Genomic DNA, 15,773 nt, shown 5'->3' on the forward strand with positions numbered 1-15,773 from the left:
CTATTGTCCCGTGTGCTGATCAGTGGTCGGTGCCAGGGGTGCCCCAGCGGCCCCCAACGTGGCGATCACCACGTCGGCGGCCTTGCCCGCGCTCGCGATGCAGGCCGGGATGCCGACCCCGTCGTACAGCGCTCCGCACACCGCGAGGCCCGGCAGGGCCGCGACGGCGGAGCGGATCCGGGCCACCTTGCCGAGGTGGCCGACGGGGTACTGAGGCAGGCCGCCGTCCCAGCGAGTGACGGTGGAGGCCACCGGGCGGGCGGTGGGCGCGAGGCCCACGGCCTCGCCGAGGTCGGCGAGGGAGACCTCGACCAGTTCCTCGTCGGACCGCTCGAGGTCGCCCTCGTCGCCGTGGCGGCCGACGGAGGTGCGCAGCAGGAAGAGGTCGGGATCGGCCCCGGCCCAGGCCCACTTGTTGCTGGAGAAGGTCGAGGCCTTGATCGTCCGGCCGTCCACGGGCGGTACGAGGAACCCGCTCGCGCCGCCGTCGGCGATGCCGGCGGGCAGCTCGGAGCGGCGCAGGGCCATCGTGACCAGGGCCATGGAGGCGTACTCGACCCCGCGCAGCTCGGTGGCGGCGGCGGGCGCGATCCGGTCGAGCAGCCGGGCGGCGGGCCCGGCCTGGACGGCCACGACCACGCCGTCGGCCTCGATGACCTCGGCGCCGTCCGCACCGTCGGCGACCACGCGCCAGCCGGTGGCGGTACGGGTCAGCTCGCGCGCGGGGGCGTCGAGGAGGATCCGGGCCCCGGCCGCCCGGCAGGCCTCGGCCACGGCGAGCGGGAGCCTGCCGATGCCGCCGTCGATGCCGGAGAAGACGGGACCGGTCTGCCCCGACCGGGCCGCCCGGGCCTGCAGTTCCCGTACGCCCTCGCCCAGGGAGGCGTGGGTGCGGGCGGCCTCGAAGAGCTGCGGGACGGCGGCCCGCATCGAGATGCGGTAGGGGTTGCCGGCGTAGACCCCGCCGAGGAGCGGTTCCACGAGCCGGTCGACGACCTCGTGGCCCAGGCGGGCGGCGACGTACTCGCCGAGGGCCACGTCCTCGCCGATCTCCTGCGGCTCCAGGGTGTCTTCGGCCGCGGCCCGGGCCAGGCCCTCGGCGGAGAGTACTCCGGAGGCGGCGAGCGGGCCCAGGTCGCCGGGGACGCCCATGACGTGACCGCCCGGCAGGGGCCTCAGCGCGCCGCGGGTCCACAGGCGGGCGGTGGCGGTGGCGGGGGGCTGCAGAGCCTCGCCGAGGCCCACGGCGCGGGCCAGTTCGAGCGCTTCGGGGCGGCGGGCGAGTACGGATTCGGCACCGAGGTCCACGCGCAGGCCCGCCAGTTCGCCCGAGCGAAGCTTGCCGCCAAGGCGCGGGCCGGCCTCCAGGAGGGTGACGCGCAGGCCCTCGGCGAGCAGCCGGTGGGCCGCCGCGAGGCCCGCGATCCCGCCGCCGATGACGACGACGTGGCCGGCGGGGGCCGGCCGGTCCGTACGCGTGTCCGCTTCGTGCATGGACACATCGTCTCAGACCCCTCATCGGGCGAACGCCGAGGCCTGACCGTGACCGCTTCGGCATCAGCTCGGGACCGTGGTTTCGAAACCCGGGGCGGGGTGCCGGACGTCACAACGGCGACAGCGGCGCGGCGGCCTGTCCGCGCATCCGGCGATTCCTCGGGGGCACACACGATGCACACCCAGTACAGACGGTTCGGACGGCGCCCTGCGACGGCTCTGGCCGCCCTCTCCCTGGCCGGGGCGCTCGCGCTCACCGGCTGCGCGGCGGGGGGCGACGACAAGTCCATGGCCAAGTCGGACGCGGCGGCACCCGGGCAGCGGGAGGCGGCCGGGAACGGCGCGGCCCCGGCCCCGGCGGCTTCGGGCGCCCCGGCGCCGGGTGCGGACAAGAACCAGCCGCAGGCTCCCGCCGCGCGCACCCAGATCATCCGCACGGCGACGCTGACCGTGGAGACGGCGGACGCCCAGAAGGCGACGGCCGGGGCCCGGACGGCGGCGGAGAACGCGGGCGGGTACGTGGGCAACGAGACCACCAAGCGCGACGGTGACGGGGTGATGACCTCGACCGTGACCCTGCGGGTGCCGGGCGAGCGCTTCGACGCGGTGCTGGCCGCCATGGAGGGCAGCGGAAAGCTCCTGGACCGCAAGGTCGAGGCGCAGGACGTGACGCAGAAGGTCGCGGACGTCGACAGCCGGGTCAAGTCCCAGCAGGCGAGCGTGACGCGGGTGCGCGAGATGATGGAGAAGGCCTCGGGGCTGAGCGAGGTGGTGACGCTGGAGGCCGAGCTCAGCAAGCGCCAGGCCGATCTGGAGTCGCTGCTCGCCCAGCAGACGGCGCTCAAGGACCAGACCTCGCTCGGCACGATCACCCTGACGTTCTCGGAGCCGTCCAAGCAGCCGGTGAAGGCGCCCGAGAAGCCCGATCCGGGCTTCTTCGACGCCCTGGTGGGCGGTTGGGCCGTCTTCGCGACCGCGGTCCAGTACCTGCTGATGGCCCTCGCGGCGGCCTCCCCGTTCCTGCTGTCGGGCGCCTTCCTGGCGCTCTGCTTCCGGCAGTACCGCAAGTGGCGGCCGGCGAAGGAGAAGCCCGACTTCCCCACGGCGCGGCGCCTGCCCGCGCAGAACGGGCCGGTCTGGCCCGGCCACACGGCGGCCACACCGGCGCAGCCGGTGAATCCGGCGCGGCCGGTGAATCCGTCGCGGCCTGGCGCGACGCCGCCACCGGTCCAGGACTGAACCCCCGTACGCCCGTAGCGTGGGGCCCGCAGGCACAGGCGGCGGGGAAGGACGGTACGGGCGCATGGCGAACGGCACGGAGCGACTGGTGGTCGTGGGCGGTGACGCGGCGGGGATGTCCGCCGCGTCACAGGCCCGGCGGCTCAAGGGCCCGGCGGAGCTGGAGATCACCGCGTTCGAGCGCGGACACTTCACCTCGTACTCCGCGTGCGGGATCCCGTACTGGATCGGCGGTCTGGTCGACGGTCCGGACGAGCTGATCGCCCGGACGCCCGAGGAGCACCGCGCGCGGGGCATCGACCTGCGGACGCGGACGGAGGTCGTGGAGCTGGACCTCGCGGGGCAGCGGGTGCGCGCCCGCGATCTGGACTCCGGTTCCGAGTACTGGACGCCGTACGACAAGCTCGTCCTCGCGACCGGCGCCCGGCCGGTCCGCCCGCGGCTGCCCGGCATCGGCGCGCACGGGGTGCACGGGGTGCAGACGCTGGACGACGGTCAGCGGCTGATGGCGGACCTGGAACGGACGGCGGGCCGCCGGGCGGTGGTCGTGGGCGCCGGGTACATCGGCGTGGAGATGGCGGAGGCCCTGCTCGGCCGGGGCTTCGAGGTCACCGTGCTGCACCGGGGCGCGCAGCCGATGTCCACGCTGGACCCGGACATGGGCGGCCTGGTGCACCGCGCGATGAACGGCATGGGGATCCGTACGGTCGCCCGCGCCGAGGTGACGGAGATCCTCACCGACGGGGAGGGCCGGGCCCGCGCGGTGGTCACGGCAGCCGGGGAGGAGTACCCGGCGGACGTGGTCGTCCTCGGCATCGGCGTCGAACCGCGCACGGCCCTGGCCCGCGCGGCGGGCCTGCCGCTGGGCGAGTCGGGCGGATTGCTGACCGACCTGTCCATGCGGGTCCGCGGCCACGAGAACATCTGGTCGGGCGGCGACTGCGTGGAGGTCCTGGACCTGGTGGCGGGCCGGATGCGGCACATCGCGCTGGGCACGCACGCGAACAAGCACGGCCAGGTCATCGGCTCGGGCGTGGGCGGCGGCTACGCGACCTTCCCGGGCGTGGTCGGCACGGCAGTGAGCAAGGTCTGCGACCTGGAGATCGCCCGTACGGGCCTGCGCGAGCGGGACGCCCTGGCCGTCGGCCTGCGCTTCGTCACGGCGACGATCAGCTCGACGAACACGGCGGGCTACTACCCCGACGCGGCGGAGATGACGGTCAAGATGCTGGCGGAGCGCCGCACGGGCCGCCTCCTGGGCGTCCAGATCGTCGGCGGCCCGGGCTCAGCGAAGCGGGTGGACATCGCCGCGGTGGCCCTGACGGCCGGCATGACGGTGGACCAGATCGTCTCCCTGGACCTGGGCTACGCCCCGCCCTTCTCCCCCGTCTGGGACCCGGTCCTGGTGGCCGCCCGCAAGGCGGTCTCCGCGGTGCGGGCGGCCTAGGCCGTCTCGGCGCCCGTGGCGAGGAGTTCGGAACGGATCAGCTCCAGCAGGCGGCCGGTCCAGTTCCGGCCGCCGCCGCGGGAGCCCTCGTCGCACCAGAACGGGGAGTCGAAGCCGGAGTAGAGGATCGCGCCCTCCCCGGTGGCGGCCAGCAGCTCCGCGAGCCGCGGGTGCTGGGCGAACTTGGCCCGGAGCAGCCCGGCCATGACGGCGAGCCGCCGGGCCGCCCAGTCCGGGCGCCCCGCGGCCCCTGCGCCCAGCTCCTGCGCCTCGCGGGCGGTCGCGGCGGCGCGGATCCGGTCGTGGTCGGCCCGGTCGGCGGCGAAGAGGGCCCAGTAGCCGTGCACCACGGTGGGGTAGGTCTCCCCCTCGTATGTGAAGGGGGCGTCGTAGTCGTTGCGCAGCGCGAAGTCGCCGAGCTCGGCCGGCCATCCCCGGGTGTACACCGTCTCGCGGAGGACGACCGGTGGCTGTGGGGCCCCGACCGGCGCGTCCGCGAAGCGGACGGCCCGCTCCTGCTCGGCCCGCTCCACGCCCGCGTCCACGTCGGCGAAGTAGTCCAGGGCGCCTTGGTGCAGTTCCGGCGTGGCCACCGGTCCGTCCCCGTCCACGGGCTCGCCCAGATCGGTCACCAGGATCCGCAGCGGCCGGTCCTGCTGGTCCACGTCCCCCAGGACGAAGACCCGCCGGTGCGCCGGGACGGCCAGGTACGCGTCCCGGAGCAGGGACCGGTTGGGCTCCGTGGTGTCCTGCCGGTAGCCGCGGACGGCCTCCCGGAGCCGTTCACCGGCGGTGGGCCGGCCCGCCAGCCGGGAGATCTCGTCGGCGACTTCCGCGAGGAAGGTCTCGTCGGTCCGCGGCTCGGGGTAGCGGGCGAGCCACTTCGAAGGGTGGGCGGTCCGCTCACTGCCGTCCGGCCGTGTGAGCGCGACCTTCCCCGAAGCCAGCAGTCGCGCGAGCCCGGCGAGATCGGTCGCCTCGTAGCCCCCGCGGCTGATCCTGCCGTCCGCGTAGACGAACAGGTCCTCGGGGTAGTACTCGTCCTGCCAGTCGTGCCTGCACCACACGAGGCACCAGGCCCCGTCGATGGTCTCTCCGTCGGATATGCGAAACGTCGGCCCGTGCCATGTCATGCACGGCACGGTACCGACGTCGGCGCAGCTCGGTGCTAGACGGCCGTCTGCGTGTGGACGTAGTCCACCAGGCGGGTCAGGGCGTCCGGGTTCGTCGTCGGCAGGACGCCGTGGCCCAGGTTGAAGATGTGGCCCTCCAGGTCCGCCGCGGCGTCCAGGACCTCGCGGGTCTTGGTCTCGACCGCCTCGGGGGTGGAGAAGAGGACCGCCGGGTCCAGGTTGCCCTGGAGCGCCTTGCCGGGGCCGACCCGCTTGACGGCTTCGTTCAGGGAGACCCGGTAGTCGACGCCCATGACGTCCGCGCCGGCCTCGCCCATGAGGCCGAGCAGCTCGCCCGTTCCCACGCCGAAGTGGATGCGCGGGACCCCGTACGAGGCGACGGACTGAAGGACCTTCGCGGAGGCGGGCATCACCGAGCGGCGGTAGTCCGCCGGGGCGAGGGCGCCGACCCAGGAGTCGAAGAGCTGGACGGCGGAGGCGCCGGCCTCGATCTGCACCTTCAGGAAGGAGGAGGTGATCTCGGCGAGGCGGTCCAGCAGGTCGGCCCAGAGCTCCGGGTCCCCGTACATGAGAGCCTTGGTGTGCTCGTGGTTCTTGGAGGGGCCGCCCTCGACCAGGTAGCTCGCGAGGGTGAAAGGCGCACCGGCGAAGCCGATCAACGGCGTGGAGCCCAGTTCACCCGTGAGCATGCCGATCGCCTCGGTGACGTACGAGACGTCCTCCGGGGTGAGGTCGCGCAGCTGTGCGAGGTCCTCGCGGCGGCGGATCGGCTGGGCGACGACCGGGCCGATGCCCGGCTTGATGTCCAGGTCGATGCCGATGGCCTTCAGCGGGACCACGATGTCGGAGAAGAAGATGGCCGCGTCCACGTTGTGGCGCCGGACCGGCTGCAGGGTGATCTCGGTGACCAGGTCGGGCCGCATGCAGGATTCCAGCATCTGCGTGCCCTCGCGCACCTTGCGGTACTCGGGGAGCGAGCGCCCCGCCTGCCGCATGAACCACACGGGGGTGTGCGGCACCGGCTCGCGCCGGCACGCCTTCAGGAAGGCGGAATCGTACGTCTGGCTCGGCGTGCCCGTGGGGCGGATGTTGGCGCTCACGACTCAAATGTTCGCACGTATGAAGAAGTGCCCGGCCCGGCGCGGGTGTCCCTGCGCCGTACGGGCGCTCGTTCCGCCTAGTCTTCCCCGCATGGCTGCGGCTCAGGGACGATTTTCAGATGGCGCTGACGGTACGGACAGCGCGAAGGACAGCTCCGTCCCACTCCCGTTCCGGCGGGCGGTCGACGGCTTGAAGAAGGCGAGACTGCGGCAGGGGATCGAGATCGACCCCACCAAACCGCCCCAGAGGCTGGCGCCCCACGCCTACGCGCTGGAGGCGGCGGTCGTGGACGGCGACGAGGACCTGGCCGACGGCCGGCTCATCCTCCTGCACGACCCGGCCGGGCACGACGCCTGGCAGGGCACCTTCCGGCTGGTGACGCTCGTACGGGCGGAACTGGAGCCGGAGATGGCCGTGGACCCGCTCCTCCCCGAGGTGTGCTGGTCCTGGCTGACGGGGGCGCTGGACGCGCGCGGGCTGACGTACGGGGAGGCGAGCGGGACCGTGACCATGGCCGCCTCGCACTACTTCGGCGGGCTCGGAGAGCGGCGGCCGGCGACCCAGATCGAGATCAGGGCCTCGTGGACGCCGCGCGAGGGAGTGGGCGGGGTGCCCGACACCGCCGCACACCTGTCGGCGTGGTGCGAACTGCTGTGCCAGATCGCGGGACTGCCGCCGGTCGGACCGACCGAGACGGTGACCGGCGTGGTCTCCCTGCCCCAGCGGCGCGGCCCGCATCACCCGCAGGGGTAGTTCCGCGAAACCCCCCGGGGGGCGGTTTCGCGAGGCCGGGGGCCCTGCCGGGCCCGTGCCGACCGCCTGCCGGACCCCCGTCGGACCCGCGCCGGCCTGCACCCCGATGCCGGGCCGGATGTCGATACCGGGCGTCCGTTGCGGGCTTCTGATCACCCTATGATCGATCGTACGTCCGAATTGCCCGAATTGTTACTCACCAAATCGTGATCATTCCCTAAAGCCGGGCGGGTGACGTGCCGAAGGAGTCATAGACCATCCGCACGGTTCGCACCGGCTTCCTTCCCCGAGCCGGCCGTCCCGCCACTCCCCCCAGGAGGCCTAGGTGTCCGTTCTTCTCGAGCAGCCCGCAAGCCTGGTCGCCTACCGCCCGAACAAGCCGACGGCCATGGTCGTCGTGGCCGACCCGCGCGTGCGCTCCACCGTGACCCGCCATTTGTGGGCTCTCGGAGTACGCGACGTGATCGAGGCTTCGTCCATCGCGGAGGCCCGTCCACGCATCGGCAGCCCGCGCGACATCTGCGTGGCCGACGTGCACCTGCCCGACGGCTCCGGTCTCACCCTGCTGTCCGAGACCCGGGCCGCCGGTTGGCCGAACGGCCTGGCCCTGTCCGCCGCCGACGACATCGGCGCCGTCCGCAACGCCCTCGCGGGCGGAGTGAAGGGCTACGTCGTCACCGGCACCCGGACCAACATCGGGCTCCCGTCCCGGCCCGGCGCCGCCCCCATCGGCGCCGCCGCGGCCCGTATGCACCGCCGCCCCCCGGGTGCCCCGAGCCACCCGGGCGGCTACCGCGAGCTCTCCGGCCGCGAGGTCGAGGTCCTGCGCCTCGTCGCGGAGGGCCAGTCCAACAAGGCCATCGGTGTCTCGATGGGCCTGTCCGCCCTGACCGTCAAGTCCCACCTCGCACGGATCGCCCGCAAGCTGGGCACCGGCGACCGGGCCGGGATGGTCGCCGTCGCCCTGCGCACCGGGATCATCCACTGACCCGGCCGATACCCCCCGAAAGACCCCGGGAGAACTCCCGGAGAACCCGGGGAAACGTCCGTCCTCCCCCCTCGCGCCCGTCGCCGGAACGTTCCGGCGACGGGCGCGTCGTATCCACGGATACCCTTGACCGGTGACCGACGCCCAAGAAACCGCAGCAGTCCTGCGCACCACCACCGGGGGCGGCCCCCCGGACGACGAGGTTTCGTCCGACGGGCTGCCGATTCCCTTGCTAGAACCGCGCGAGGGCATCCCTCCGGTGGTCGCCGACGCCGCCGCGCTCGCCGAGGTGGTCGCGGCCTTCGCCGCGGGCACCGGACCCGTCGCCGTGGATGCCGAGCGCGCCTCCGGGTACCGCTACGGCCAGCGCGCCTACCTCGTACAGCTGCGCCGCGAAGGCGCGGGCTCCGCGCTGATCGACCCGGTGGGCTGCCCCGACCTCTCCTCCCTGGGCGAGGCCCTGGCGGGCACCGAGTGGATCCTGCACGCCGCCACCCAGGACCTGCCCTGCCTGCGCGAAATAGGCATGACGCCCACCTCCCTCTTCGACACCGAGCTGGCCGGCCGCCTCGCCGGCTTCCCGCGGGTCGGACTCGGCGCGATGGTCGAGGGGGTCCTCGGCTACTCGCTCGAGAAGGGCCACTCCGCCGTCGACTGGTCGACCCGTCCGCTCCCCGAGCCGTGGCTGCGCTACGCCGCGCTCGACGTGGAGCTGCTCGTGGACCTGAGGGACGCGCTGGAGAAGGAGCTGGACCGGCAGGGCAAGCTGGACTGGGCCCACCAGGAGTTCGACGCCATCGCCGCCGCACCGCCCGCGCCGCCGCGCAAGGACCCGTGGCGCCGTACGTCGGGCATGCACAAGGTGCGCCGGCGCCGGCAGATGGCCGTGGTCCGGGAGCTGTGGGAGTCCCGCGACCGGATCGCGCAGCGACGTGACGTGTCACCGGGCAAGGTGCTGGGTGACGCCGCGATCGTCGAGGCCGCGCTCGCCATGCCGCTGAACGTGCAGGCCCTCTCGGCCCTGCCCGGCTACGGGCAGCGCATGGGCCGGCGCCAGCTGGACCAGTGGATGGCCGCCGTGGACCGGGCGAAGGCCCTGCCCGAGGCCGAGCTGCCGCAGCCGGGGGCGACCCCGGCGGGCCCGCCGCCGCCGCGCTCCTGGGCGGACAAGGACCCGGAGGCCGCGGCGCGGCTGGCCGCGGCCCGGACGGCCGTGTCGGCTCTGGCGGAGGGGCTGAACCTGCCGCAGGAGAACCTGATCACCCCCGACACCGTCCGCCGGCTGTGCTGGGAGCCGCCGCTGCGGCTGGAGCCCGACGCGGTGGCCGAGGCCCTGGCGGGCTACGGGGCCCGCCCGTGGCAGATCGAACAGGTGACGGACGCCCTGGTCACAGCCCTGGCCGCGACCGCGCCCGTGGCAGCGCCGGAGCCCGAGCCCGAGGACTGACGCACCCGCGCCCGCAGTGCGTGGCGGAGCCCCCCGGCCCTCGGGCCGGGGGGCTCCGCCATGTCCCGGTTCCGCTACAGCCGGGCCGGGCTTCTTTTGAACACGCTCAAAGCCCACTAGTTTTTGAACGTGATCAAACATGGGTGGGGGCAGGACGCGTGGCTGGCCGATTTCGAGGCCGAACGGGAGCGCCGGGCCGAGCGCGGCGATCCGGACTGGAACAGGGCCGCGACGCTCCCCGCGGAGCTGGTCCGGAGCCTTCAGCGGTTCCGGGTGGGCGAGGACGGGGACGGCTCCGCACTGATCGGCAAGGCCGACCGGGCCGGTGATCCCGTGTACGCGCGGGCCGTACGGCTCTTCGTCGCGGAGGAGCAGAACCACGCGCGGATGCTGGCCCTGCTCCTGGAGGCGGGGGGCGCCGGCACCCTGGACACGCATTGGAGCGACACGGCCTTCGTACGGCTGCGCAGGCTGCTGGGGCTGCGGGTGGAGCTGCTGGTGCTGATGGTCGCGGAGGTGGTGGCGCTGCGGTACTACCGGGCCGTGCGCGATGGGGCCGCCGATCCGCTGACCGCGGAGGTGGCGGGCCGCATCCTGGCCGACGAGGAACGCCACGTCCCCTTCCACTGCCTGCGCCTGCGCGAGGCCCTGGCCCCGCTCCCCGGCCCGGCCCGGCGGGCGGCCGTACTCGGCTGGCGGGCCGTGCTCGCCGCCGCGACCGCGGTGGTCGCCGTCGACCACGGCCCGGCCCTGCGCACCCTCGGCGTCCGCCGCCGCACCTTCGTGGCGGTCACCCTGCGCGCCTCGGCCCCCATGGCGTCCGCCATCGCCGGCACCGCGCGGGAGGTGTCAGTGGCCGCGCTTAGGGTGCCGACATGATCACGCCGACCGCAGAACCGACCCCGGAGCCGGCCGCGGAACCCACGGTGGACCAGTCCTGGGACCGCATCGAGGCCTGGCTCGCGCGGCACGCCGCCGTCGCCCACGGGCTGCTGCGCCCGCCGGCCCTCCCGCAGGACATCGCCGCGGCCGAACTCCGCCTCGGGGTGACGTTCCCGTCCGACCTAAGGGAGTCGCTGCTGCGGCACGACGGAGTGGAGCTCCAGGACGGCACGCTCGTGCTCGACTTCCACGGACCGCTGTCCGGGGTCGAGAAGATCGTCGGAAGCACGGAGCTCCTGCGCGAGATCGCCGATGACGCGGATCTAGCCGAGGACGAGGCCGAGCTCGACGAGGAAGCGCGCGACGCGTACGGATACTGGCCGCACGAGCGGCTGCTGATCACCCTGGGCATCGGCTGGCAGTCCTCAGACGGCCTCTTCCTGGTCACTCGGCCCGGCCCGCACCACGGTCGCATCGGCCGGTACTTCGACGAGACGGGCTCGGACTTCACCGCCTGGCCGGGACTGCGGCACGTCCTCGCCGACTTCGCCGGGGCCCTGGAGGACGGCACGCCCTTCTCCGGACGGACGCCCCTCGCCCACGAGGGCCGGCTGATCTGGGACGAGGACAGGACGGCCCTCCCCGATCCCCGCTCTCCCCTCGGCCTGGCCGAGGGAGCCGCCGAGCCGCGGATCCCGGCCCCCGCGGCCGAGCCCGCGCCGCCCGTGCAGCCCGACGTCGTCTTCGTGGCGGGCGTCGCGCCCGGGGAGCTGCTGGACAGGCTGGGTGCCGTGCCCGCGACCGCCGCGCCGCGCGGCCGGGAGCAGGCGCGGCACTCCGCCGCCGCGCCCTGGGCCGCGTACCGCCCGATGGTCCGGGCCGGGTCGTGCGGTGGCGGGTGGTCGTACGCCACCCAGGAGGGCGGTGACGCCCAGTTCGGCCGTCCGGAGGTGCTGCGCCGGCTGTCGCGCGGGACCCGGGTCGTGCTGCTGGCGAAGCAAGGGCCCGAGGTGCGCCTCACCCTCGTCGAGGACGGCGAGGAGCGGCCGGCGGCGGCCCGTCCGGTCGATTCGCACCGCGAGGACGAGGGCCACGCGACCGGACCCCGGGCGCAGGCCGTGCTCGGGCCCGCCGGGCGGTACTGGCAGCGGATGGGCGGCGATCCCTGGCCCGGCTCGACGGCCGCGTACGCCCGGCTGCTGGCCGGTCTGGCGGCGGAGTACGGCATCACCTGGGATCCGGCGAACGACGGCGAGGCGCCGCTGGCGAGCGCCCTGCTGCTGCCGGTCCTCTCCGACCTGGAGCCGGATCCGTACCGGGTTTCCTCGGTGCGCGACTTCGACCTCGGTTCCCTCGTCGACCGGACCCCGCCGGACCTGCTGCGCCCGGCGATGGCGGCCCAGCTCGCCCGCCTCGCGTCCGAGACCGGCATCGACGGCTACCCGGAGATCGCGCGGGCGCTGGAGGGGATCCGCCGGGACGAGCCGGTGGACCTGTCGGCCGACGGGCCCCTGGACCTGCGGGTGAGGACCCTGGCGGCGGAGGCCCGGGCGGCCCGGGGCCTGCTGGACGCGGCCCGCTACGAGCCGGACCCGGCCCCCGTCACCGAGGCCGACACCGCCGCCTGGTCCGCACGGCATGCGGCGGCCGGGGCCCTGCGCGCGTTCCTGCTGCTGCCCCTGCCGGCCGCCGCCGAGACGATCCTGAACCTGCGCCTGTCCGTGCGCTGGCGCGAGGACCTCGCGGCGGACCTGGCCGAACCGGACCCCCGCGGAGTGTGACCTTCGCCGCTCCTCCCGTGGGGGCTGTGCATGCCAGTTACCGGCAAGTAGCATGATGAGGTGAGCGGGCGCTCAGTGATTGGGCCGCCCCCGCGCAGCAGTGCACACCCGCACCTGGAGGAGAGCCAACGTGCCTCGTACCGTCAGGGACGTCGTCTTCGTCGACGGCGTCCGCACCCCGTTCGGCAAGGCGGGCCCGAAGGGCATCTACAACGAGACCCGCGCCGACGATCTCGTCGTCAAGGCGATCCGGGAGCTGCTGCGCCGCAACCCGGACCTGGACCCCGCGAAGATCGACGAGGTCGCCATCGCCGCGACCACGCAGATCGGCGACCAGGGCCTGACGCTGGGCCGTACGGCCGGCATTCTCGCGGGCCTCCCGCAGTCCGTCCCGGGCTACTCGATCGACCGCATGTGCGCCGGCGCGCTCACCGCCGTGACCGCCGTCGCGGGCGGTGTGGCCTTCGGTGCGTACGACGTCGCCCTCGCCGGCGGTGTCGAGCACATGGGCCGCCACCCCATGGGCGAGGGCGTGGACCCGAACCCGCGCTTCGTCTCCGAGAAGCTGGTCGACGAGTCCGCCCTGTTCATGGGCATGACCGCCGAGAACCTGCACGACCGGTACCCGACGATCACCAAGCTCCGCGCCGACGAGTACGCCGTGCGCTCGCAGGAGAAGGCCGCCAAGGCGTACGCCGACGGCAAGATCCAGCAGGACCTGGTGCCGATCTCGGTGCGCAACAACAACGAGGCGGCCGGTGAGACGGGCTGGGGCCTGGTCACCGCCGACGAGCCGATGCGTCCGGGGACCACCCTGGAGAACCTGGCGGGCCTCAAGACCCCGTTCCGGGTCCACGGCAACGTCACCGCGGGCAACGCCGCCGGTCTCAACGACGGTGCCACGGCCGCGATCATCGCCTCCGAGGACTTCGCCCGCGCGAACAACCTCCCGGTCAAGATGCGCCTGGTCTCGTACTCCTTCGCGGGTGTCGAGCCCGAGGTCATGGGCTACGGCCCGATCCCGGCCACCGAGAAGGCCCTGGCCCAGGCCGGTCTGACGATCGACGACATCGGCCTCTTCGAGGTCAACGAGGCCTTCGCCGTCCAGGTCCTCGCGTTCCTGGAGCACTACGGCATCGCCGACGACGACGCCCGCGTCAACCAGTACGGCGGCGCCATCGCCTTCGGCCACCCGCTCGCCTCCTCCGGCGTCCGCCTGATGACTCAGCTGGCCCGCCAGTTCGAGGAGCAGCCGGAGGTCCGCTACGGCCTGACCACCATGTGCGTCGGCTTCGGCATGGGCGCCACGGTCGTCTGGGAGAACCCGAACTTCACCGCCGAGGGAGACAGCAAGTGAGCACCACCACCACTGAGCTCCTGAAGGGCGCGGCCGAGCTGTTCCCCGACGAGGTCGTCACGCGCGCGCTCGTACGCCACCTGGACCTGCCCTTCGGCGCCGGGCGCTTCGCGCTCGTCACGCTGGACAACGGCCTGGACCACACCAAGCCGACCACCTTCGGCCCGCAGTCCCTCGCGAACCTGAACGCGGCGATCGACCAGGTCGAGCAAGAGGCCCTCGCGGGCTCCATCGTCGGTGCGGGCATCACCGGCAAGCCGTTCATCTTCGCGGTCGGCGCCGACCTCAAGGGCGTCGAGCTGCTGAAGCAGCACGACGAGGCGCTCGCCATCGGCAAGGGCGGCCACGACGTCTTCAAGCGCCTCGCGGCGCTGGCGGTCCCCACCTTCGCGTACTACAACGGCGCGGCGATGGGCGGCGGTGTCGAGGTCGGTCTGCACTGCACCTACCGCACCGTCTCCCAGGCCATCCCGGCCTTCTCGCTGCCCGAGGTCTTCCTCGGCCTGGTTCCCGGCTGGGGCGGCTGCGCCCTGCTGCCGAACCTGATCGGCGCGGACCGCGCGGTCTCGGTGATCATCGAGAACTCGCTGAACCAGAACCGTCAGCTCAAGGGCAAGCAGGTCTTCGAGCTCGGCATCGCGGACGCGCTGTTCGAGGGCGCGGACTTCCTGGAGCAGTCGCTCCTGTGGACCGCCCGCGTGCTGAACGGCACCACCGAGGTCGTCCGTGACGAGATCGACCGCGGCGAGGCCTGGGACGCGGCGGTCGCCCGCGGCCGCTTCATCGCCGACTCCAAGGTGCACGGCGCGGCCCCGGCCGCCTATCGCGCGCTGGAGATCATCGAGGCGGCCAAGGACGGCGACCTGCAGAAGGGCTTCGACGCCGAGGACGCGGCCCTGGCCGACCTCATCATGGGCGGCGAACTGCGCTCCGGCATCTACGCCTTCAACCTGGTCCAGAAGCGCGCCAAGCGCCCGGCCGGCGCCCCGGACAAGAACCTGGCCCGCGCGGTCACCAAGGTCGGCGTCGTCGGCGCGGGCCTGATGGCCTCGCAGCTGGCGCTGCTGTTCCTGCGCCGCCTGGAGGTGCCGGTGGTCCTCACCGACATCGACCAGGAGCGCGTGGACAAGGGTGTGGGTTACGTCCACGCCGAGATCCAGAAGCTGCTGGGCAAGGGCCGCATCAACCAGGACAAGGCCAACCGCCTGACCGCCCTGGTGACCGGCGTCCTGGACAAGGCCGAGGGCTTCGCGGACGCGGACTTCATCATCGAGGCCGTGTTCGAGGAGATGTCCGTCAAGCAGAAGGTGTTCGCGGAGGTCGAGGCGGTCGCTCCGGCGCACGCGATCCTCGCCACCAACACCTCCTCGCTGTCGGTCTCCGAGATGGCCTCCAAGCTCCAGCACCCGGAGCGCGTGGTCGGCTTCCACTTCTTCAACCCGGTCGCGATCCTCCCCCTGCTGGAGATCGTCCGCGGTGAGCAGACCGACGACGCCTCGCTGGCCACGGCCTTCGGTGTCGCGCGGAAGCTGAAGAAGACCGCGGTCCTCACCAAGGACGCCCCGGCGTTCGTCGTGAACCGCATCCTGACTCGCTTCATGGGCGAGATCCAGAACGTCATCGACGAGGGCACCCCGGTGGTCACCGCCGAGAAGGCCATCGAGCCGCTCGGCCTGCCGATGTCCCCGCTGGTGCTGCTGGAGCTCGTGGGCCCGGCGATCGGTCTGCACGTCTCCGAGACCCTGAACCGCGCCTTCCCGGAGCGCTTCATCGTCTCGCCGAACCTGGCGGCCGTGGTCAAGGCCGGCAAGCGCGGCTTCTACGTCTACGATTCCGGCAAGCCGGAGCTGGACCCCGAGGTCGCCGCCCTCCTCGTGCAGGGCGACGTCGTCCTGACGGAGGAGCAGGTCCGCGACCGCGTCCTGGACGCGGTGGCGCAGGAGATCGGCCTGATGCTGGAGGAGGGTGTCGTGGCCGAGGCCCAGGACATCGACCTCTGCCTCATCACGGGCGCCGGCTGGCCCTTCCACCTGGGCGGCGTCACCCCGTACCTGGACCGCGAGGGCGTCTCCGAGCGGGTGAACGGCAAGAAGTTCCTGGCCCCGGGCCTGGCGAGCGTTCCGGTCTGATCCGGACCTCACGTACCACGAC

Annotated in this window: 12 protein-coding genes; 9 read left to right on the forward strand and 3 right to left on the reverse strand. The window is 73.4% G+C overall.

All coding sequences use genetic code 11. The features are described from left to right. Positions 1–1,494, reverse strand: a complete 1,494-nt coding sequence (gene hemG, locus OG435_RS42355; RefSeq protein WP_266885726.1) for a protoporphyrinogen oxidase — start codon at positions 1,492–1,494, stop codon at positions 1–3. A gap of 174 nt (positions 1,495–1,668) precedes the next feature. Here hemG and OG435_RS42360 point away from each other — a divergent pair, with 174 nt between their 5' ends. Together OG435_RS42360 and OG435_RS42365 are read left to right on the forward strand one after the other, a co-directional pair. Continuing rightward, on the forward strand, positions 1,669–2,733 hold the full coding sequence (locus OG435_RS42360; RefSeq protein ID WP_266885728.1) for a DUF4349 domain-containing protein: 1,065 nt from the start codon (positions 1,669–1,671) through the stop codon (positions 2,731–2,733). A gap of 64 nt (positions 2,734–2,797) precedes the next feature. Further along, positions 2,798–4,180: an FAD-dependent oxidoreductase gene (locus OG435_RS42365; RefSeq protein WP_266885730.1), complete on the forward strand. Its 1,383-nt coding sequence runs from the start codon at positions 2,798–2,800 to the stop codon at positions 4,178–4,180. Here OG435_RS42365 and OG435_RS42370 read toward each other — a convergent pair. Together OG435_RS42370 and hemE are read right to left on the reverse strand one after the other, a co-directional pair. Continuing rightward, a complete protein-coding gene (locus OG435_RS42370) occupies positions 4,177–5,313 on the reverse strand; it encodes an NADAR family protein (protein WP_266885732.1) in 1,137 nt (378 codons plus the stop codon). The two genes, OG435_RS42365 and OG435_RS42370, sit on opposite strands and share 4 nt — an antisense overlap. 35 nt (positions 5,314–5,348) lie before the next feature. Next, positions 5,349–6,413 (reverse strand): uroporphyrinogen decarboxylase, encoded by a 1,065-nt coding sequence (hemE, locus tag OG435_RS42375; RefSeq protein ID WP_266885734.1) that lies wholly within the window; start codon positions 6,411–6,413, stop codon positions 5,349–5,351. A 91-nt stretch (positions 6,414–6,504) separates the two neighbouring features. On the opposite strand from hemE, the gene OG435_RS42380 reads away from it, so the two are divergent. The 7 genes from OG435_RS42380 to OG435_RS42410 all read left to right on the forward strand — a co-directional run bounded on the left by OG435_RS42380 (position 6,505) and on the right by OG435_RS42410 (position 15,751). Then, positions 6,505–7,167, forward strand: a complete 663-nt coding sequence (locus tag OG435_RS42380) for a DUF3000 domain-containing protein (RefSeq protein WP_243331447.1) — start codon at positions 6,505–6,507, stop codon at positions 7,165–7,167. Positions 7,168–7,492: 325 nt separating this feature from the next. After that, positions 7,493–8,155: a response regulator transcription factor gene (locus tag OG435_RS42385; protein WP_214956508.1), complete on the forward strand. Its 663-nt coding sequence runs from the start codon at positions 7,493–7,495 to the stop codon at positions 8,153–8,155. 133 nt (positions 8,156–8,288) lie between these two features. Further along, positions 8,289–9,602: a ribonuclease D gene (locus OG435_RS42390; protein WP_266885741.1), complete on the forward strand. Its 1,314-nt coding sequence runs from the start codon at positions 8,289–8,291 to the stop codon at positions 9,600–9,602. Between the two features lie 123 nt (positions 9,603–9,725). Further along, positions 9,726–10,481 carry a ferritin-like domain-containing protein gene (locus tag OG435_RS42395; protein ID WP_266885743.1) on the forward strand — a complete coding sequence of 252 codons (756 nt, stop codon included), beginning with the start codon at positions 9,726–9,728 and terminating at the stop codon, positions 10,479–10,481. Then, positions 10,478–12,265 carry an SMI1/KNR4 family protein gene (locus OG435_RS42400; RefSeq protein ID WP_266885745.1) on the forward strand — a complete coding sequence of 596 codons (1,788 nt, stop codon included), beginning with the start codon at positions 10,478–10,480 and terminating at the stop codon, positions 12,263–12,265. The genes OG435_RS42395 and OG435_RS42400 overlap by 4 nt, the downstream gene beginning before the upstream one ends. 130 nt (positions 12,266–12,395) lie before the next feature. Beyond that, on the forward strand, positions 12,396–13,622 hold the full coding sequence (locus tag OG435_RS42405; protein ID WP_266885747.1) for a thiolase family protein: 1,227 nt from the start codon (positions 12,396–12,398) through the stop codon (positions 13,620–13,622). Beyond that, a complete protein-coding gene (locus OG435_RS42410; protein ID WP_266885749.1) occupies positions 13,619–15,751 on the forward strand; it encodes a 3-hydroxyacyl-CoA dehydrogenase NAD-binding domain-containing protein in 2,133 nt (710 codons plus the stop codon). The genes OG435_RS42405 and OG435_RS42410 overlap by 4 nt, the downstream gene beginning before the upstream one ends. Positions 15,752–15,773 lie beyond the last annotated feature (22 nt).

This window comes from Streptomyces sp. NBC_01264 (genome assembly GCF_026340675.1).
Taxonomy (GTDB): domain Bacteria; phylum Actinomycetota; class Actinomycetes; order Streptomycetales; family Streptomycetaceae; genus Streptomyces.